This is a genomic window from Mangrovibacter phragmitis (genome assembly GCF_001655675.1).
Taxonomy (GTDB): Bacteria; Pseudomonadota; Gammaproteobacteria; order Enterobacterales; family Enterobacteriaceae; genus Mangrovibacter; species Mangrovibacter phragmitis.
The window spans coordinates 14,770-33,701 of the sequence record NZ_LYRP01000005.1; the positions used below are offsets into that span (position 1 = coordinate 14,770).

The window sequence follows — 18,932 nt, forward strand, 5'->3', positions numbered from 1 at the left end:
ATAACTGCGTCAGGTAAAAGTGAAGGTTTATTGAGTAGCCTGCCAGCCGCCACCCAAAGCAGCTATCAGCGCCACGCTGGCAACCCACTGGGTGCTTTGCAAAGACAGCAGGCTTTGTTGTTCTGACAGGCTGCTGTTCTCTGTGGTGGCGACATCCAGGTAGTCAATCATGCCGGCTTCATACTGGTTGCGTGTCACCCGGGCTGATTCTTTCGCGGCGGCGGTGGCTCGCTGCTGCACCACCACTTCCTGCTGCAATGTATTCAGTTCAACCAGGTCATCCTCAACTTCCTGCATGCCTTCCAGCACGGCCTGGCGGTAGTTTGCCACGCTGGCGTCATACGCGGCTCTGGCCTGGTCTACTTGTGCCGATGTCGCGCCAAAATCCAGCAACGTGCCGCTTAACTCTGGCCCAAGGGACCAGACCCGGTAAGGTAAAGCAAACAGGTTGTGGAATACCGACGACGACGTTCCGCCGCTGGCACTCAGCGTCAGGTCCGGGAAATAGCCCGCAATCGCCACGCCCACTGCAGCATTGGCGGCTGCCACTTCCCGCTCTGCATAAGCGATATCCGGGCGGCGTTGCAGCAATTGAGCCGGTACAGCCTGAGGCAGAGCGGGCAAAGTGGCAGCCAGTTTTGCCACCGGCAGGCTGAACTCCGCTGGCGCTTTGCCCATTAATAATGCAATAGCGTGCTCAAGCTGAGCACGCTGCCACTGGTAATCCAGCGCGGAAGCCCGGGCACTTTCTAATTGCATTTGTGCCTGCGCCAGAGTGGCGCGTGATTCAGTACCGGCGCCATATTTGTTTTCAATCACAGTAAGATAGCGCTGGTAAGCGGCCACACTCTGCTGGTACAGGGCAATTTTTTCGTCCATTACCCGCAACTGAAAATAATCCTGCGCCAGTTCAGACTGGGCACTGAGCGTCATATTCGCCAGTTCGGCTGCGCTGGCCTGGGCACTTGCTTTGTTCTCTTCCAGCGTGCGGCGCAGTTTGCCCCAGATGTCCAGTTCCCAACTGGCGCTCAGCTCCGCCTGATGACTGTTGCTGGTGGTGCGTTGCCCGGTGGTACTGGAACGGCTACCACTACGGGTTGAGCTGGCATCATAGCTTACCGAAGGCAATAGCCCGGCGCGCGACTGTGCCGCCAGCGCCAGTGCTTCCCGGTATTGTGCTGCATATTTGGCAATATTCTGGTTGGAGATAACCACCTGAGTCAGCAACCCGTCCAGCACCGGGTCATGGTATACCAACCACCAGGCGCCTTTGTTTTTATCATCCTGCGGCGCGGCCTGTCGCCACCCCTGCGCTTCTTTATAATGCAGCGGCATGTTGATTGCCGGGCGGTGATAATCCGGGCCCACGGTACAACCGCTCAATACCAGCGATAGCGCCAGAGCAGTGATTCGCAACGTTCTTTTCATCAATTAAGGTTCCACATGGCGTAAACGGTGCCATCTGCGTTTTGTGCCACGGCTGAGGCTGTCCAGCCAAAGATAAACCACTGGTGTGGTAAACAGGGTTAATAGCTGGCTCAGAGCAAGCCCACCGGCAATTGCCAGCCCCAAAGGGCTGCGTAAATCAGCGTCACCGCCACTGCCCAGCGCCAGGGGTAACGCACCAAAAAATGCAGCCAGCGTGGTCATCATAATGGGACGAAAACGCATCAGGCACGCCTGGGTTATCGCCTGCTGGGGTGTCAGGCCCTGGCGACGTTCAGCATCCAGCGCAAAATCAATCATCATAATGGCGTTTTTCTTCACAATGCCTATCAGCAAAATTATCCCAATCAGCGCAATCACGGTGAGCTGGGTATTGGTCAGCAGAAGCAGCAACAAAGCCCCTACCCCGGCGGAAGGCAGCGTGGACAGAATCGTCAATGGATGAATATAGCTTTCATACAATACGCCCAGCACAATGTAGACCGCCGCCAGAGCGGCAACAATTAACCACGGCATGGTGGCAGTCAGTTCACCAAAGGCTTTTGCCGTTCCCTGGAACCCGGCCTGAATGGATGACGGTAAACCAATTTTCGCCAGTGCCTGTTTAATCAGCACCTGTGCCTGCTCCAGCGACACACCATCGTTAAGGTTAAACGCGATAGTACTGGTGGCAGACTGGCCCTGGTGAGCAACAGAAAGCGGCGCATTTCCACCGACAAATTTTGCAAAAGCAGATAACGGCACGCGGTCGCCATCGTCATTCACGACGTACAGTTCGTTGAGGATCTCCGGGGCGCGGGTGTAGTCATCTGCCAGTGTCATCACGACATGGTACTGATTCAGGGTATGATAAAGCGTGGCTATCTCGCGCTGGCTGAAGGCATTATTGAGCATGGTATCCAGCATCCTGACATTGACACCCAGCCGGGTGGCCTGGTCACGGTCTATCTGAATCACCACTTCCTGCCCACCGGTTTGTGAGTCTGAATCAACACTATTCAGTTGTGGAATCGCTGCCAGTGCTGCCTGCACTTTGGGCGTCCAGGTACGTAACAGATCCAGGTCATCGGCCTGTAAGCTGTACTGGTATGTGGCATTGGCACTCCGCCCGCCAATATGCAAATCCTGCGCGGCCATTAAAAACAGCTGTGCACCGGGGATATGACGAGTTTTAGCACTCAGCCGGTTTGCCACTTCTGTTGCCGTGGCAGAGCGTTTATCAAAATCTTTCAGGCGCACAAAGAAGTTAGCCGAGTTACGTGAACCAAACCTTCCGCCACCCATAGATGACATCACACTTTCTACTGCCGGGTCTGATTTAATGATTTTGGTGAACATCAGCATTTTCGGCTTCATTGCCTGGAAGGAGATGTTCTGGTCTGCCCGCAGTGCGCCCATCAACAGGCCAGTATCCTGGTTGGGGAAGAACCCTTTTTGCACTACTGAATAGAGAAACAGGTTCAGAAGCACCGTCAGAAGTAAACTCAGCATGGTGAACTTCTGGTGTTTCATCACCCAACCCAGCCCGCGCGAATAGGCAGCAAGCAGACTGTTAAGCTGGTTTTCAATAAACTGGTAAACCGGGTGCGGGCGCTTTGTGACAGCAGGTTTGGCTTTCAGCAGGCGTGAGCACAGCATGGGCGTCAGGCTAAGGGAAACAAACATCGAAATCAGCAATGATACCGTCAGAGTAACCGCGAATTCCCGGAACAGGCGGCCCACGATACTGCCCATCAACAAAATAGGGATAAATACTGCCACCAGGGAAACCGTCATAGACAACACAGTAAAGCTGACTTCTTTTGCGCCACGTAACGCCGCACGCACCGGGCTCAGGCCGGATTCAATATGCCGGGCAATGTTCTCCAGAACTACAATGGCATCATCGACAACAAACCCGGTGGAAATAATTAACGCCATCAGCGAGAGGTTATCCAGGCTGTAACCCAGCATATACATCACAGCACAGGTGCCTATCAGGGAGACCGGCAGAGCCAGTGCGGGAATGATAACTGCCTGAATATTACGCAAGAACACAAACACCACCGCAATCACCAGCAACACAGCTATCAGCAGGGTTTCTTCAGTGTCATACAGCGATGCCCGCACGGTTGGGGAGCGGTCCACCACCAACTTTAACTGGGTATCTGCTGGCAGGTCTTTACGCAGGGCGGGTAGCTTCGCTTTAATGGCATCAATCGTTTCCAGCATATTAGCCCCGGCCTGGCGGGTTATACCTACCATCACCGATGGCGTGGCATTCAGGAAGCCCGCCTGGTATTTGTCTTCCACCGAGTCATAAACACGGGCAACATCGCTCAGCCGGATTGCCCTGCCATTCTGATAATAGATAACCAGGTTGCGGTACTGCGCGGCTTTATCTAACTGACCATTGCTGTCCACCACCCAGGACTGGGTTTTGCCTTCTAACATACCTTTTGGCTGGTTGGTGGTGCTGTTTGCCACAGCCTTGCGCACGGTATCAAGCGAAATGCCGTAATGAGTCAGTTGCTGGGGTTGCAGGTCAATACGTACAGCCGGTAACGCACTGCCCATCAGGGAAACCTGGCCCACGCCCTGAACCTGCCCCATCGCCTGCTCAATTTTACTTTCGGCCAGGTCGTAGAGCTCACCCGGGCTGCGGCTACTGGAGGTTAATGCCAACATCACAATAGGCGCATCAGAAGGGTTGGCTTTGCGGTAAGTCGGCAACGATTCCATGCTGCTGGGCAGTAAACTGCGCGAAGCGTTAATTGCAGCCTGGACATCACGCGCCGCGCCATTGATATCGCGGTTCAGTTCGAACTGCAAAACAATATTGGTTGACCCCTGGGAACTGCTGGAAGTCATCTCTGTGATACCGGCAATTTGCCCCAGAGCACGCTCCAGTGGTGTGGCAACCGTTGCCGCCATGGTTTCAGGGCTGGCGCCCGCCAGGCTGGCACTAACCATGATGGTGGGGAAATCCACCTGAGGCAACGGAGCCACTGGCAACAAACGGTAGCCAAGCCCGCCCAGCAGGAGAATAGCCAGGGTAAGCAACAACGTTGCCACCGGGCGGAAGATAAAGAGCCGTGTCAGGTTCATTATTCGCCCCGGGTCTGTTGCTGGCGGCGTTTAACCCAGGCAGAGCCACGCCGGGCAAGACCATCAAACCACAGGTATATCACTGGCGTGGAAAACAGCGTTAGTACCTGGCTGACAATCAAGCCGCCAACAATCACCAGCCCCAGCGGCCGACGCAGTTCGGCCCCCGAGCCAGATGCCAGCATCAGTGGCAGTGCGCCCAGTAACGCTGCCATGGTGGTCATCATAATAGGGCGAAAACGTAGCAGGCACGCCTGATGGATAGCATCCCGGGGGCTCAGGTGCTGGTGGTGTTCAGCTTCCAGCGCGAAGTCGATCATCATGATCGCATTCTTTTTCACAATGCCTATCAGCAGAATAACCCCAATCAGCGCTATCAGGCTGAACTCAGATCCTGCCAGGATCAGGGTCAGTAATGCACCCACGGCGGCAGACGGCAGCGTGGAAAGAATAGTGACCGGGTGAATAAAGCTTTCATACAGGATGCCCAGCACCACATACATGGTCAGTAACGCGGCGAGGATCAACCACAATGTATTGCTGGTGGCACTCTGGAATGCCGCCGTTTCTCCCTGGTAACGTAATGTGATTCCACCTGGCATCCGGAGTTGCTGGCTGACATCACTGATAGCCTGCTGCGCATCATCCAGCGAGTAGCCTTTATTCAGGTTAAAAGAAACCATCACCGCCGGGAACTGGTTGAGGCGCATGTGCATCAGTGAACCAGTGCGTTCATGAATGGTAGCAATGGATGTCAGTTTCACCATGCCCATTGTGCTGCTGTCACTGCCTGAATCACTACTGGAGGACGAACTGCTCGTTGAGCTGTCGCTACTAGAACTGCTGCCAGAAGTGGTGTCGGAGGTGGAGGTCGTTGTGGACGGCTGCAACCAGATGTCATCAAAGGATGCGGGCGATTGCTGGTATTTCGGCGCCACTTCCAGCACCACGCGATACTGGTTCGCCTGGGTAAAAATGGTAGAGACCAGGCGCTGGCCGAACGCATTGTAGAGCGCGGTATCCACATCGGAGGCGGTAATACCGTAACGGGCTGCTTTGTCGCGGTTCAGTTCAACCCAGGCAACACGCCCCTGGTCCTGCAAATTACTGACTACACCATTAAATTCCGGGCGTTTTTGTAATGCCGCCACCAGTTTGGGTGTCCAGTCCGCCAGGTCTTCACTGTTGGCATCATCCAGCGTGAACTGATACTGGCTGGGTGTCACCTGGTCGTTGACTGTCAAGTCCTGAGCCGGTTGCAGGTAAAGCTGGATCCCGGCTACTTGCTTCGCGGCCTGTTGCAACTGGCTAATCACCACATCTGCTTTGTCATCCCGCTCATCAAAGGATTTCAGGTTAATTTGAATACGCCCGCTGTTCAGGCTGGTATTACTGCCATCAATCCCAATAGTGGACGATAAACTTTCCACAGAAGGATTTTGCAAAATGATTTTCGCCAGTGCCTGCTGGCGCTTTGCCATTTCATTGAATGACACATCCTGAGAGGCGACTGTCACGCCCTGAATCAGGCCGGTATCCTGGGTGGGAAAGAACCCTTTAGGAATGGCGATATACAACACCGCCGTCAGTACAAAGGTTCCGAGTGCAACCAGTAAAGTCAGTTTTTGGTGGTTGAGCACCAGGGTAAGTAACCGGTCATAGCCCCGAATCAGGCTGTCAAAAACTTCACCACCTTTGCGGGAAAAGCGCGACTGCTGTTGTGGGGGAATATGGCGCAGTAAGTAAGCGCATAACATTGGTGTCAGCGTCAGTGACACCAGCATGGAAACCAGAATAGAAACCGCCAGCGTAATGGCAAACTCCCGGAATAACCGGCCAACCACATCGCCCATAAACAACAGTGGGATCAGTACGGCAATCAGGGAGAAAGTCAGTGAGATGATGGTAAAGCCGATTTGCTGCGAACCTTTCAGTGCCGCCTGCATTGGGGTTTCCCCCTCTTCAAGGCGCCGGGAAATGTTTTCCACCACCACAATGGCGTCGTCAATAACAAACCCGGTGGCGATAGTCAGCGCCATCAGCGACAGGTTGTTCAGGCTGAAATCCGCGAGGTACATCACCCCGAAGGTGCCCACCAGCGATAACGGCACCGCCACGCTGGGGATAAGCGTGGCAGCAACATTGCGCAGAAACAGGAAGGTCACCATGACCACCAGCGCTATCGACAGCATCAGTTCAAACTGCACATCGTGAATAGATGCGCGGATTGTTTGGGTGCGGTCAGACAGCACGGTCATTTTCACGCCATTGGGCAACGCGGCCTGCAATTTGGGTAACTGTGCCTTGATGCTATCCACGACCTGAATAACGTTGGCGCCCGGCTGGCGTTGCACACTGATGACAATCGCCGGGTTGTTGTTTGCCCATGCGGACTGAAAGGTATTCTCCGGCCCTTCTTCAATATGCGCGATATCTTTCAGGCGCAACGCCGCACCGTTTTGATATGTGAGGATCAGGTTGCCGTATTCCGCCGCCGTGCGCAGCTGGTCGTTGGCGTCAATGGTTACTGAGTGGTATTTGCCGTCAAACCCACCTTTAGAACCATTTACATTACTGTTGCTAATCAGTGTGTTGACATCTTCCAGAGTCAGCCCGTGGGCGGCAAGCGCTTTGGGGTCCATCTGTACCCGAATGGCAGGCTGATGCCCGCCAGCCAGTGTCACCATCCCTACCCCGGAGATTTGTGACAACTTGAGTGCCACACGCGTATTCACCAGGTCCTGTACGGTGGTCAGCGGCAATGAATCTGAGCTGGCGGCCAGGGTGATTACCGCACTGTCTGCCGGGTTAACTTTTTTATAGGTTGGAGGGTTAGGTAAATCACTCGGTAACAGGTTATTCGCCGCGTTGATGGCGGCCTGAACTTCCTGCTCCGCAACATCCAGCGACAATTCCAGGTCAAATTTGAGCGTGATTATTGACGAGCCACCAGAACTGGTGGACGTCATTTGGCTCAGGCCCGACATTTGGCCCAACTGGCGCTCCAGTGGGGAGGTCACCGATGAAGCCATCACATCCGGGCTGGCGCCCGGATAAAGTGTGGTGACCTGAATCGTGGGGTAATCCACCTGCGGTAACGCGGAGGTGGATAAAAAGCGGTAGGCAAAGATCCCGGCAATCAACACCCCTACCATAATTAACACGGTAGCGACCGGCCGCAGTATAAACAGGCGTGACGGATTCATTTGGCCTCAGGCGCGGTTTTAGTTTGTGTTTCACCCACCACGGAGACTTTGCTGCCGTTAGCCAGACGGTCAATCCCTTCGGTAACAACCCGGTCACCAGGCGAGATACCTTTCAGTATTGCCTGCTGGTCATCATTCACTTGTGGCCCGGCGGTGACCGCTTTACGTGTAACGGTATTATCTTTGTTGATAACAAAGACAAAATAGCCTTCATTACTCAACTGCAACGCCTGGCGTGGGATCACCGTGACATCTTTAAGCACGCTGGTTTGCAGGCGCAGGTTCACAAACTGATTGGCATATAAACTTTCATCCTGATTAGGGAAAATCGCTTTCAGTTCAACGGTTCCGGTACTGGTATCAATCTGGTTGCTGATAAATTTAACCTCACCGGTTCCCAGTGCCGTGGTGTTGTCCTGGTCAAAGGCCGTTGCCGGCAAACTTTGGCCGTTATGCAATGCTTTTACCAGCACCGGGATATTGCTTTGCGGCACACTGAATGTCACCGCGGCAGGCTGCATTTGAGTAATGGTGACCAGGCCTGTGCTACTACTGCTTTCCACCATGTTACCCGGGTCTACCAGGCGCAACCCCACGCGGCCACTGACTGGTGCAGTAATGCGCGCATATTCCAGGTCCAGTTTGGCGCTCGCTATCTGGGCTTCATCAGACGCAACCGCCCCCCGGTATTGCCCAACTGTGGCTATCTGGCTGTCGAGGTCCTGGCGAGCCAGTGAATCCTGCGCATAGAGTTTGCGGTAGCGGGCCAGAGTCAGTTCTGCGCTGTTTAATAACGCTTTATTTTCGCTGAGTTCCCCCTGGTACTGGTTCAGTGTTGCCTGGTATGGCCGCGGGTCTATCTGCGCCAGCAACTGGCCGGCAGCCACTTTCTGGCCTTCAGTGAAATAGACTTTTTCCAGTTGCCCGTCTACCCGGCTGGTAACAGTAACCGAAGCATTAGGAATCACGGTTCCCAGAGCATTCAGGTAAACCGGTACAGTGGCGCTGGTTGCCACACCACCATGAACCAGCGTGGTGCCACCGCCCATCATCCTCATTCCCGGGCGGCCTGGCCCACCAGGATGACCTGCCCCACCCGGTCTCCCAACACCTTTGCCGCCAGGGAGTAACCGCCAGACAACGCCAGCAACGATTAACACCACAATCAAAATAATCAGCCATTTCAGCCAGCGCGCGCTCGCAGACCGGGAAGTATTCGTTGTCATTGGACTCTTCAGGTGAATGAAAAAGGAATATGTGTTGGAAAAACAGCGAAAAACTTTATCACTCTAACTTTATTCACTGCACAATTAATATTGACCAGATTTGTCCTGGTTTAAGTGGGAATTTCACAAAGGAAAATCTGAAGAGCATCAGGTACAAAACAATATCCCCCTTAAATTACACACCACTTAAGCCAGACCGCAACGGGTGTGAGCCAGTGTAAATCAGGGGGCTACTGTTACAGGAAACTTTGAAGTTAATTAGCTCCTGGATATTTCAAAATAATTCTAAAAACAACAAAAAGTAACTCACGGAGATAACTGTCAGGCACTGGCCTGCGCCATGAACATAATGGTGTCTGAGGTAAAAGAACCGTCATCCTGAAATGCAAAATGCTGGCGGACTTCTTCCGGAGCCGTGCCCTGCATTGCCCGAATGGCGTCAGATAACACGGGTGGCGTTTTCATGCGCGCAATCCAGGTGGCAAACTCCAGCGGCAGGCGGTCACACACCAAATGCCTGGTCATCAGCCCGCTTTCACTGGCAAACTGCATCCATTCACTCTGGCTGTAATTGCGCACATGAGACGGGTCGCGCAGAATTTCTATGGTCTGTAACCAGGTATCCAGTAACGGTGAGCCCGGTGAGACGATATCCATCATAATGAACGTGCCACCTGGCTTCAGTACCCGTTTTACTTCGCGCATTGCTTTGCCAACATCGTGCCAGTGATGGGCGGAATAACGGCTGATGACCACATCAAAACAACTGTCACTAAACGGCAGCACTTCCGCCATCCCCTGGCTTACCTGAATATTACTGAAACCACGGTCACAGGCTGCTGCGCTTACCACGGCCAACATTTGTTCTGATAAATCATAAGCGGTAACCTGCGCCACCTTTTCTGCTGCAACAAAACTGGCGTGGCCTGCGCCGCAACCTAAATCCAGCACACTGGCCTGAGGTTTTTCTGCCAGCCACTCCCCCAGACGCACCAAATCCGCACCGGCAGAATGTACCTGGCTGGTTAAATATGCCTGAGCCTGGGAGCCAAATTGTTGCCCGGTTAATACATGATGTTTTATCGCCATCGCTATTGCCTTTTTGATTGTATGTGTACAGGTCATTACTCCAGTTTCCCAGAAAACCGCGCGTGCAAAACGCATTATCCCCGGGGTTGAGCTCACTATAGAGAAGTGTTTATATTGGTACAATATTGCCATTTATACTGGTATTAACAGGTACTACCTTATGCAAAACACGTTATTTTCAGGGCCAAAAGCGCTGGGGGCATTTCTGCGTTCAGTAAGGGAAAACACCGCCCCGGCAGATATTGGCTTGCCAGCCATGGGACGGCGGCGCACCAAAGGGTTGCGCCGGGAGGAAGTGGCGCAATTAAGTGGCATCAGTACCACCTGGTATACCTGGATTGAACAGGGACGCGATATTGTGGTGTCTGCGCAAACTCTGGCTAATATTGCCGGGGTGCTGAAAATGAAGCCTTCCCAGCGCCAGTATTTATTTCACCTGGCACTGAAAAGCGACCCACAGGAGGAGCAGATTCAGGTAGTGGAAGAGGAAGTGCTGGCATCCGTACGTCAGGTGGCCTCGCCTTGCTATTTACTGGATATCACCTGGAACATGCTGGCATGGAACAGTGCGGCACAGGCGCTGTTTACCGGCTGGCTGGATACAGAGCAGCGGCCCAATATGATGACGTTTATGTTTCAGCACCCGTTGTCCCAAACACTGGTTTGCGACTGGGAAAACCGGGCCAGCAGAATCGTGGCTGAATTAAGAGCAGATACCATGCATTACCAGCATGACCAGGGGCTGAATGCCTTTGTTACCCGGATGAATAATGACAGCGAAACCTTCCGTGAATACTGGTCGCGCCAGCAGGTTGTGGTTCGCGAAGGTGGGGAGCGCACATTCTGTAATGCACAAGGGAAATTGCAGCAGTTCCGCCAGGTATCCTGGCAATTAACCAGCAACCGCTCAGTAAAAATGATCATGCTGATGCCGGAGTAAGCGATATTTATTTTCACCCGTCGGGGGAAAGCATCTTCGCTCATGCTAATAACGCTATTTCCCCGGCTGTCTTGCCGCTAAAATCAATAATTACAACTGCAAATATTTAATAAAAATAATCCGTTCTTTCAGTTTGTTATTTTATATCAATACACTTTTTGAACTAATAGTATAATGGAAAAACTTCATTTTACCTTTCAGCACAGATACTCGCGCCAGTCACCTACTAAATATAGTACTCACAAAATTACCCTGCCTGCCGATATGATTGCCCAGGATTATTAGTGCCGGTTATTTCACTAATCAGGCCATATATCATTACCATATTATTTTTTGATTCTATCAATGGGGTTCGCATGAAAAAAATCGTTAAATGGTTAACTGCTTTTGCAGTTATTGGTGCGCTGGCAGGATGCGCACGTACTGCGCCAATTGACAATGTCAATGCCACAATCAGCGCTGGCCATTCGGCTGAGCAAGTTAAAAGCGCTATCTTAAAAGCTGGCGTTGAGCGTAAGTGGACGATGAATGAGACTTCACCTGGTGTTATTTCTGCCCGCCAGCAATCTCATGGGCATGTTGCTGAAGTTCGCATCACCTATTCTGCAAACAGTTATGCCATTAACTACGTCAGCAGCATTAACCTGCGCGCATCCGGCGGAAAAATTCATAAAACCTATAACCGCTGGATCAGTAACCTGGACAGGGCGATACAGTTAAACCTGGCCAGCGGTACGATGTAAGCACTAACAGATGCTAACCGGGCGCACTGCCCGGTTGTCTACTTTGATACTGGACAAGGTTATTCTTGATGTACGAGCAGGATACACTCAGCGCGCTGGATGCCATTACCGAAGCACAACGGATAGCTTTCGCCCCCATGTTATTTCAAACCGCATTATGCTTACGTAATTCGGGGATCCTTGCCTTTCTGGATAAACAAGGGTCAACAGGGGCGACACTGGAAGAAATTGTCGCAAAGAGCCCGCTCAGCGAATATGCGGCCAGTGTTTTGCTGGATTGTGGTTTGAGTGGCCGGATCATCACCCGCAAAACATCCTGCTATTATTTATCTAAAGTTGGGCATTTTCTGCTGCATGACCCGATGACCCGCGTCAACATGGATTTCACTCAGGATGTCTGTTACCAGGGCATGTACTATTTGTCCCAGGCTCTGGAAGAAGCACAACCTGCAGGCCTGAAAGTGTTCAGTGATGAACCGACTATTTACCCTGTCTTATCTCAACTCCCCTCACCCGCCCGGGAGAGTTGGTTTGCGTTTGACCATTACTATTCAGATATCGCATTCAATACCATTCTGCCGCTCATTTTTGCCGCAAAACCACGCACCTTATTTGATATCGGCGGAAATACCGGAAAACTGGCGATACGTTGCTGTGAATACGATGAAAATATCGCCGTCACTATTTTGGATCTGCCACAACAAATTGCGCTGGCACGCAAGAACATCGAAAAAGTGGGATTTTTCCATCGGATTCATTGCCACGAAATTGATATGCTCAGCAATCAACCCTTGCCTGATGGCGCAGATATATGGTGGATGAGCCAATTTCTGGATTGTTTTTCACCTGAACAAATTGTCGCTATTTTAAGCAAAATAGCACGAATAATGAAGTCGGGTGCGCAATTGTATATAATGGAACTGTTTTGGGACGTACAAAAGTTTGAGGCAGCAGCCTTCAGCCTGAATGCCACTTCGTTATACTTTACCTGTATGGCAAATGGTAACAGCCGCTTTTACAGTTTGGAAAAATTTAATCACTACCTTGAGTTAGCTGGATTCCAGGTAAAACAACGCCATGACAATCTGGGTATCGGGCATACCTTGTTGATATGCGAGCCTTTTTAATACGCGGCAGGCTTTGAGAATGGTCTGACCTACTAAATAACAGTTTTATCGCAGAAGCGCGTTGATGAAATTTGCACTTGATATTATTGACTGGCAGGCACGGGCTCCTGGACTTAGCGAGGCAACAGAGTGGTTGCACTGGGCACAGCATCCTTGTGGTATAGACCCCAACGCACCCCAGGCAAAACTCACAGCATTACCCATGATGACTGCCAGGCGCCTGAATTCAGGCAGCAAACTGGCGGTTGAATGTGGACTTAACATGTTGCGTAAGCACAACATTGACGCAGTGCTTTACACCAGCCGACACGGCGAACTGGAGCGCAATTACCGTATTCTGAATGCGCTGGCAGAAGGCCAACCGGTCTCGCCAACTGATTTTGCTATGTCTGTGCATAATTCTGCGGTTGGTAATCTGACTATTGCCGCCCGGCAGCCTGCTGTCACATCTTCATTATCTGCCGGTATGGATACCTTCCAGCAAGGCTTATGCGAAGTTATCTGCCTGCTGCAGGCCGGTTACCAACGCGTATTAATTGTCGATTTTGACGGTGCTTTACCAGAATTTTACCATTCAGGTATGCCTGCCGCGATGCCATGCTGGGCATTTGCTACCGCACTGGTCATTGCCCCCGGGCAAGAACTGTCCTGCGAAACAACCAGCGATGCTGATGGCGCAGAAGCCGCGTTACCGCAAAGTTTGCAATTTCTGCAACATTACCTCTGTGGCGAACCCGAATTCAGCATACCCGGTGAGCGTTTAACCTGGCACTGGAGCCGTTCATGAAACGGCTTAACCAGGCCTGGCGGCTGATGACTACCGGGTTGTGTTTTGCGCTGTTTGGCCTGGGTGGTCTGGTATTGTCTTTAGTCTGGTTCAACTTGTTACTGGTCGTCGTGCGTAATAAAAATAAACGACGCTGCCTGGCAAGGCGCAGTATTTCTGCCAGTTTTCGTTGTTTTTTATGGATAGCAAGATACACAGGAACGCTAAATTATCGCATTGAAGGTGCCGATATATTAAAGCAGGAACGCGGTTGTCTGGTGGTAGCAAACCATCCAACGCTGATAGATTATGTTTTGCTGGCGTCGGTAATGCCGGAGACAGACTGCCTGGTTAAAAGCAGGCTATTGAAAAATCCCTTTGTCAGTGGAGTCATTCGGGCGGCCGATTACCTGATTAATAGCGAAGCCGACACACTGCTGTCTGAAAGCCAGAAGCGGCTGGCCCGGGGAGAAACGTTGTTGATTTTTCCTGAAGGAACCCGCTCACGGCAAGGGCAGGACATGGTGTTACAACGGGGTGCCGCAAATATAGCTGTACGTTGCCAGTGTGATTTACGTGTCGTGACAATCCATTGTAGCGAACACCTGCTCGATAAGCAGAGCCACTGGTATAACGTTCCGCCCACCAGGCCCGAATTTACGGTATTGGTAAAAGAACGCATTGCGGTAAAACCCTTTACTCATGCCAGCTCTCAAGTACCAACACGAGCAGTAAGGCAACTTAATAAGCACCTTTTACAGCAATTACAAATAGTTAATGATCCATTTTTGGGGATGAATGATGCAAGCGCTTTACCTTGAGATTAAAAATCTCATTATTAATACACTGAATTTAGATGAACTCACAGCCGACGATATAGATACAGAAGCCGCCTTGTTTGGCGATGGTCTGGGCCTGGATTCTATTGATGCACTGGAGCTTGGTCTGGCGGTAAAAAACCAGTACGGTGTCGTGTTGTCTGCTGAAAGCGAAGAGATGCGCCAACACTTCTATTCCGTCGCGACCCTGGCCGCGTTTATCAATTCCCAACGCTCCTGAGAATGCATTCATTATGACTGAACACACTAACCAGAACGCAATCTATCAGGAAGTTTCAGCACTGCTGTGCAAATTGTTTGAGATAGATGCAGACAGTATCACCCCTGAATCCCGCCTGTATGAAGACCTTGAACTCGACAGCATTGATGCCGTCGACATGATTGTGCATGTGCAGAAAAAAACGGGCAAAAAAATCAAACCGGAAGAATTTAAAGCTGTTCGCACGGTGCAGGATGTTGTAGATGCCGTCGAACGATTAATGAAAGAAGATTGATTTGCCGTGCGGCATTTTTATCAACGGTTGCTGGTGCTGATAACGGCATTAATGCTGCTGGCATGGCCTTTTTTCGTCTGGTTTGGCCTGGCACATAACGGCCTGCACTGGTTACTCCCTGTAATGGCATTGCTGTTGGTTTTGCGCCTCAGGCAAGTCCGGCGAAGAACAGGCCCTTTGCGCCTCGTCGCACTGAGTGCAGCCGCCGCCGGGTTAGTACTGTGCGTTGCCAGTTTTGTGTTGCGCACTCATCAGTTACTACTTTTCTACCCGGTAGTTGTAAACCTGGTCATGCTGGCGCTGTTTGGTGGATCACTTTTTACATCCATGCCATTGGTTGAGCGTATTGCACGCCTGAAAGAGCCACAATTGCCGCCAGATGGGGTGCGGTACACCCGCCGTGTCACACAAGTCTGGTGCGTATTTTTTGTCGCTAACGGCAGCATCGCGCTTGGTACAGCGCTGTCAGGGGATCTGGCGCTCTGGACCACCTGGAACGGGCTAATCGCTTATTTTCTCATGGGTGGTTTAATGGCTGCTGAGTGGCTGGTGCGCCGCAGGGTAATGAAACGAGAAAGACCATGACACACACACTTCCCTTGTCTCAGTGGCTGGGTAATACGCGTGCTGACGCCACCCCCATTGCCTGGCTTGGCGATAACACCTGGACACAAGCCCGGCTGCGCTATGATGTCGCACAGCTGCTGGCCCAACTCAACAACCACCCGGGCGAACGCTGGGCATTGTGCTTTGAAAACAGTTACCTGTTTATTGTTGCGTTACTGGCAACGCTCTGTGCGCGAAAAATTCCGGTTATTCCCGGGCATTCCCGTATCGCACTGCTAAAAGAACAGTGTGTGTTTTTTGACGGGATACTGAGCGACAAACCGCTGTCATGGCCTGAAAACTTGCTGGTTGTCTCCTCGTCTGGTGAAGCAACGATTACAGAGCAACCACCACTTCCGGTTATTGATGATAACCAGTTTATCGAGCTGTTTACCTCAGGCTCAACCGGGCAACCCAAGCGGGTTGTGAAGCGTATTGCCACACTGGATCAGGAAGCCCAAATTCTGGCTGCCCGGTTTGCCCCGCAGGTGAAGGATTGCCGGGTGGTTGCATCGGTGGTTCCTCAGCATTTATACGGCCTCACCTTTCGTATTGTTCTGCCGATGGCGTTAGGCCTGCCACTGCATGCAGCCATGCTGTATTACGCCGAACAACTGGCGGCACTCACCCCGCAATATCGTTATGTATTTATCAGTAGCCCGGCGTTTCTTAAACGCCTGGATAACCAGTTGCCCGCACCACAAGTGGCCATGACGTTTTCCGCTGGCGGCATGCTGCCCTGGCATGATGTACAATATACCCGCGACTGGCTGGGTCACGCGGTTGATGAAATCTATGGTAGTACTGAAACCGGGATTTTAGCGTGGCGGCACAGAGAGCAGGACCTACAACCATGGGTTCCCTTCCCGGGTGTTTATTTTGCGCATCAGGCCGAGAAATACATTGCCCATTCCCCACTGATTGACAACCCGTCAGGACTGATACTGGACGATATGCTGGAACTCAATGATGACGGCAGTTTCCAGTTATCCGGGCGGCGGGGCCGGGTGGTGAAAATCGAAGAGAAACGGATTTCATTAACGGAAGTTGAGCAGCGCCTGCTGGAGCTGGACGGCGTGAAAGACGCCGCCGCACTCCCTTTATCCCGGGGTGGCCGCCAGGGCATCGGCGCTTTGCTGGTGCTGGATGAAGCACATTACGCTTTATGGTGTACATCAAACAAAAAAACGTTGGAATTCGCCTGGCGGCAGGCTTTATTGCCCTGGCTTGAGCCTGTTGCCATACCGCGTTACTGGCGAGTTATTCAAGAAATCCCGGTCAACAGCATGAATAAACGTGTCTACGGGCAATTACAGGAACTATTCCATGAGACCTCGTGAAATTGCGCGCACCACAGTGCAGCCCAATGAGACAGAGCTTGTGCTGGCCCTTGACCCTGAACTGTTGTGGTTTCGCGGGCATTTTGCCATACAACCTTTATTGCCAGGTGTCGCCCAACTTGACTGGGTGATGCACTACGCCATAACCGTACTGGCTCCGGGTTTTCGCTTTCTCAGTATTCAGAACGTGAAGTTTCAGTCGCCACTGCTGCCTGGCAACATTGTCACCCTGGTCATTCGCTGGTTTCCTGAAAAGCAAATACTTACGTTCAGTTATCACCGCCATGAGGGTGATGAGCGCCATGCAGCCAGTAGCGGGAAGATAAAACTATGTCGGTAAACTTCTCCCCCTGCGTTGTCATTCCTTGCTATAACCACGGCGCAATGATGGCCGGGGTGTTGTCACGGCTGTCCCCTTTCGCTCTGCCTTGTTTTATTGTGGACGACGGAAGTGATTCGGCCACACAGCGCCAACTGGAAGCGCTGGCGAATGGCAACCAGAATGTGCAACTGATCCACCTGCCACAAAACGCGGGCAAAGGCGCGGCCGTTGTCCACGGTTTAACTGTGGCGGCACAACACGGGTTTACCCACGCGGTACAAGTCGATGCCGATGGCCAGCACGCCATTGAAGATATTCCTGCACTGCTGGCGCTGGCTCAGCAATATCCGGACGACCTGATTTCCGGAGCGCCCATTTATGACGACTCCATTCCCCGTTCACGGCTGTATGGCCGCTGGATAACCCACGTATGGGTGTGGATAGAAACCCTGTCACTGCAACTGAAAGACAGCATGTGTGGATTTCGTGTCTACCCAATTGCCCCTACTTTGCGCCTGGCAAACCAGGTCACATTAGGCAAACGGATGGACTTTGATACAGAAGTCATGGTTCGCCTCTACTGGCAAGGGCACAACAGCCATTTTGTCCCAACCCGCGTGACTTACCCGGAAGATGGGTTATCGCATTTTGACGCGTTTAAAGACAATGTGCGTATCTCGTGTATGCATACGCGTTTGTTTTTTGGCATGTTGCCCCGCCTTCCTGCCCTTCTGCTACGCCAGCGCCACACTCAGCACTGGGCAAAACAGCAGGAAGTCAGTGGGCTGTGGGGAATGCGTATCATGCTGAAAGTTTGGCAGTATCTTGGGCGCAATGCATTCTCAGTTTTACTGTGGCCGGTGGTCGCGGTTTACTGGCTACTGGCGCGCCGGGCGCGTGCTGCATCACAACAGTGGCTGAACCGGGTAAAAACCCGGCTGGCGGAACAACACCGACCGGTCCCGCCGCACCTCAACAGTTATTTTCACTTTTTGCGTTTCAGCCAGTCTATGCTGGATAAAATTGCCAGCTGGCGGGGTGAATTACAGCCAGGTAAGCAGATTCAGTTCGCCCCCGGCGCGCAGGAACACCTGGACTTAACCTCACCTCAGGGCCAGTTATTACTGGCTTCCCATTTGGGCGATGTTGAAGTCTGCCGGGCACTCGCTCAGTTGCAGGGCGACAAAACCATTAATGCCCTGGTGTTTCATGAAAATGCGCAACGGTTTAAACAAATCATGGAAGAGATGGCGCCACAAGCGGGGCTGAACCTGATCCCGGTCAATGATATCGGGCCAGAAACCGCCATGTTGCTCAAAGAAAAGCTCGACCAGGGAGAGTGGGTTGCCATTGTCGGTGACCGTCTGGCCGTTAACCCGCAACGTGGTGACTGGCGGGTCACCTGGAGCCAGTTCATGGGGCATCCGGCGCCGTTTCCACAAGGGCCATTTATTCTGGCTTCCATTCTGCGTTGCCCGGTCTTCCTGCTGTTTGCCCTTTCGCAACACGGGCAACTGTGCATCCACTGTGAACCATTCGCCAACCCGCTATTGCTCCCCCGGGGCAACCGTCAACAGGCATTACAGCAGACTATTGACCGTTATGCTGAGCGGCTGGAGCATTACGCCCTCATGTCACCACTGGACTGGTTCAACTTTTTTGATTTCTGGCGCCTGCCCGACGCCGACGATAAGGAGTAAC

16 protein-coding genes are annotated in these 18,932 nt (G+C 52.2%); 11 read left to right on the forward strand and 5 right to left on the reverse strand.

All coding sequences use genetic code 11. The features are described from left to right. Positions 1-27: 27 nt before the first annotated feature. The 5 genes from A9B99_RS07765 to A9B99_RS07785 form a co-directional block, all read right to left on the reverse strand. Positions 28-1,428 carry an efflux transporter outer membrane subunit gene (locus A9B99_RS07765; protein ID WP_064596325.1) on the reverse strand — a complete coding sequence of 467 codons (1,401 nt, stop codon included), beginning with the start codon at positions 1,426-1,428 and terminating at the stop codon, positions 28-30. Positions 1,429-1,431: 3 nt separating this feature from the next. Then, positions 1,432-4,533 carry a multidrug efflux RND transporter permease subunit gene (locus tag A9B99_RS07770; protein WP_064596328.1) on the reverse strand — a complete coding sequence of 1,034 codons (3,102 nt, stop codon included), beginning with the start codon at positions 4,531-4,533 and terminating at the stop codon, positions 1,432-1,434. Beyond that, positions 4,533-7,739 carry an efflux RND transporter permease subunit gene (locus tag A9B99_RS07775; RefSeq protein ID WP_064596330.1) on the reverse strand — a complete coding sequence of 1,069 codons (3,207 nt, stop codon included), beginning with the start codon at positions 7,737-7,739 and terminating at the stop codon, positions 4,533-4,535. The genes A9B99_RS07770 and A9B99_RS07775 overlap by 1 nt, the downstream gene beginning before the upstream one ends. Beyond that, complete coding sequence (locus A9B99_RS07780; protein WP_064596332.1) at positions 7,736-8,965, reverse strand: MdtA/MuxA family multidrug efflux RND transporter periplasmic adaptor subunit; 1,230 nt, start codon at positions 8,963-8,965, stop codon at positions 7,736-7,738. Before A9B99_RS07780 ends, A9B99_RS07775 begins: the two co-directional genes overlap by 4 nt. Positions 8,966-9,286: 321 nt before the next feature. Then, entirely contained in the window at positions 9,287-10,054 is a 768-nt protein-coding gene (locus A9B99_RS07785) for a class I SAM-dependent methyltransferase (protein ID WP_064596499.1), read from the reverse strand. Between the two features lie 160 nt (positions 10,055-10,214). On the opposite strand from A9B99_RS07785, the gene A9B99_RS07790 reads away from it, so the two are divergent. The 11 genes from A9B99_RS07790 (at position 10,215) to A9B99_RS07840 (ending at position 18,931) form a co-directional block, all read left to right on the forward strand. After that, a complete protein-coding gene (locus A9B99_RS07790; protein WP_064596333.1) occupies positions 10,215-10,994 on the forward strand; it encodes a helix-turn-helix transcriptional regulator in 780 nt (259 codons plus the stop codon). Positions 10,995-11,350: 356 nt separating this feature from the next. Next, positions 11,351-11,737 carry a lipoprotein gene (locus tag A9B99_RS07795; RefSeq protein WP_064596501.1) on the forward strand — a complete coding sequence of 129 codons (387 nt, stop codon included), beginning with the start codon at positions 11,351-11,353 and terminating at the stop codon, positions 11,735-11,737. A 68-nt stretch (positions 11,738-11,805) separates the two neighbouring features. Next, positions 11,806-12,864 (forward strand): class I SAM-dependent methyltransferase, encoded by a 1,059-nt coding sequence (locus A9B99_RS07800; RefSeq protein ID WP_064596335.1) that lies wholly within the window; start codon positions 11,806-11,808, stop codon positions 12,862-12,864. 64 nt (positions 12,865-12,928) lie between these two features. Next, positions 12,929-13,651: a beta-ketoacyl synthase chain length factor gene (locus A9B99_RS07805; protein WP_064596337.1), complete on the forward strand. Its 723-nt coding sequence runs from the start codon at positions 12,929-12,931 to the stop codon at positions 13,649-13,651. Next, positions 13,648-14,451: a lysophospholipid acyltransferase family protein gene (locus tag A9B99_RS07810; protein ID WP_064596339.1), complete on the forward strand. Its 804-nt coding sequence runs from the start codon at positions 13,648-13,650 to the stop codon at positions 14,449-14,451. Before A9B99_RS07805 ends, A9B99_RS07810 begins: the two co-directional genes overlap by 4 nt. Further along, entirely contained in the window at positions 14,432-14,689 is a 258-nt protein-coding gene (locus A9B99_RS07815) for a phosphopantetheine-binding protein (protein ID WP_036104525.1), read from the forward strand. Before A9B99_RS07810 ends, A9B99_RS07815 begins: the two co-directional genes overlap by 20 nt. Positions 14,690-14,702: 13 nt before the next feature. Continuing rightward, the gene (locus tag A9B99_RS07820; protein WP_064596341.1) at positions 14,703-14,963 is read left to right on the forward strand and encodes an acyl carrier protein; all 261 of its coding nucleotides are present in this window, start codon (positions 14,703-14,705) and stop codon (positions 14,961-14,963) included. A 51-nt stretch (positions 14,964-15,014) separates the two neighbouring features. Next, the gene (locus tag A9B99_RS07825) at positions 15,015-15,548 is read left to right on the forward strand and encodes a COG4648 family protein (protein WP_064596504.1); all 534 of its coding nucleotides are present in this window, start codon (positions 15,015-15,017) and stop codon (positions 15,546-15,548) included. After that, positions 15,545-16,909: an AMP-binding protein gene (locus A9B99_RS07830; protein ID WP_064596343.1), complete on the forward strand. Its 1,365-nt coding sequence runs from the start codon at positions 15,545-15,547 to the stop codon at positions 16,907-16,909. The genes A9B99_RS07825 and A9B99_RS07830 overlap by 4 nt, the downstream gene beginning before the upstream one ends. Then, positions 16,896-17,249: an ApeI family dehydratase gene (locus A9B99_RS07835; RefSeq protein ID WP_064596345.1), complete on the forward strand. Its 354-nt coding sequence runs from the start codon at positions 16,896-16,898 to the stop codon at positions 17,247-17,249. The genes A9B99_RS07830 and A9B99_RS07835 overlap by 14 nt, the downstream gene beginning before the upstream one ends. Beyond that, on the forward strand, positions 17,240-18,931 hold the full coding sequence (locus A9B99_RS07840; RefSeq protein WP_064596347.1) for a glycosyltransferase family 2 protein: 1,692 nt from the start codon (positions 17,240-17,242) through the stop codon (positions 18,929-18,931). The genes A9B99_RS07835 and A9B99_RS07840 overlap by 10 nt, the downstream gene beginning before the upstream one ends. The last annotated feature ends 1 nt before the right edge of the window (position 18,932 follow it).

Coding starts and splice junctions, on each gene's coding strand:
- A9B99_RS07765 (WP_064596325.1), bottom strand. CDS start 1,428: ATGAAAAGAACGTTGCGAATCACTGCTCTGGCGCTATCGCTGGTATTG.
- A9B99_RS07770 (WP_064596328.1), bottom strand. CDS start 4,533: ATGAACCTGACACGGCTCTTTATCTTCCGCCCGGTGGCAACGTTGTTG.
- A9B99_RS07775 (WP_064596330.1), bottom strand. CDS start 7,739: ATGAATCCGTCACGCCTGTTTATACTGCGGCCGGTCGCTACCGTGTTA.
- A9B99_RS07780 (WP_064596332.1), bottom strand. CDS start 8,965: ATGACAACGAATACTTCCCGGTCTGCGAGCGCGCGCTGGCTGAAATGG.
- A9B99_RS07785 (WP_064596499.1), bottom strand. CDS start 10,054: ATGGCGATAAAACATCATGTATTAACCGGGCAACAATTTGGCTCCCAG.
- A9B99_RS07790 (WP_064596333.1), top strand. CDS start 10,215: ATGCAAAACACGTTATTTTCAGGGCCAAAAGCGCTGGGGGCATTTCTG.
- A9B99_RS07795 (WP_064596501.1), top strand. CDS start 11,351: ATGAAAAAAATCGTTAAATGGTTAACTGCTTTTGCAGTTATTGGTGCG.
- A9B99_RS07800 (WP_064596335.1), top strand. CDS start 11,806: ATGTACGAGCAGGATACACTCAGCGCGCTGGATGCCATTACCGAAGCA.
- A9B99_RS07805 (WP_064596337.1), top strand. CDS start 12,929: ATGAAATTTGCACTTGATATTATTGACTGGCAGGCACGGGCTCCTGGA.
- A9B99_RS07810 (WP_064596339.1), top strand. CDS start 13,648: ATGAAACGGCTTAACCAGGCCTGGCGGCTGATGACTACCGGGTTGTGT.
- A9B99_RS07815 (WP_036104525.1), top strand. CDS start 14,432: ATGCAAGCGCTTTACCTTGAGATTAAAAATCTCATTATTAATACACTG.
- A9B99_RS07820 (WP_064596341.1), top strand. CDS start 14,703: ATGACTGAACACACTAACCAGAACGCAATCTATCAGGAAGTTTCAGCA.
- A9B99_RS07825 (WP_064596504.1), top strand. CDS start 15,015: ATGCTGCTGGCATGGCCTTTTTTCGTCTGGTTTGGCCTGGCACATAAC.
- A9B99_RS07830 (WP_064596343.1), top strand. CDS start 15,545: ATGACACACACACTTCCCTTGTCTCAGTGGCTGGGTAATACGCGTGCT.
- A9B99_RS07835 (WP_064596345.1), top strand. CDS start 16,896: ATGAGACCTCGTGAAATTGCGCGCACCACAGTGCAGCCCAATGAGACA.
- A9B99_RS07840 (WP_064596347.1), top strand. CDS start 17,240: ATGTCGGTAAACTTCTCCCCCTGCGTTGTCATTCCTTGCTATAACCAC.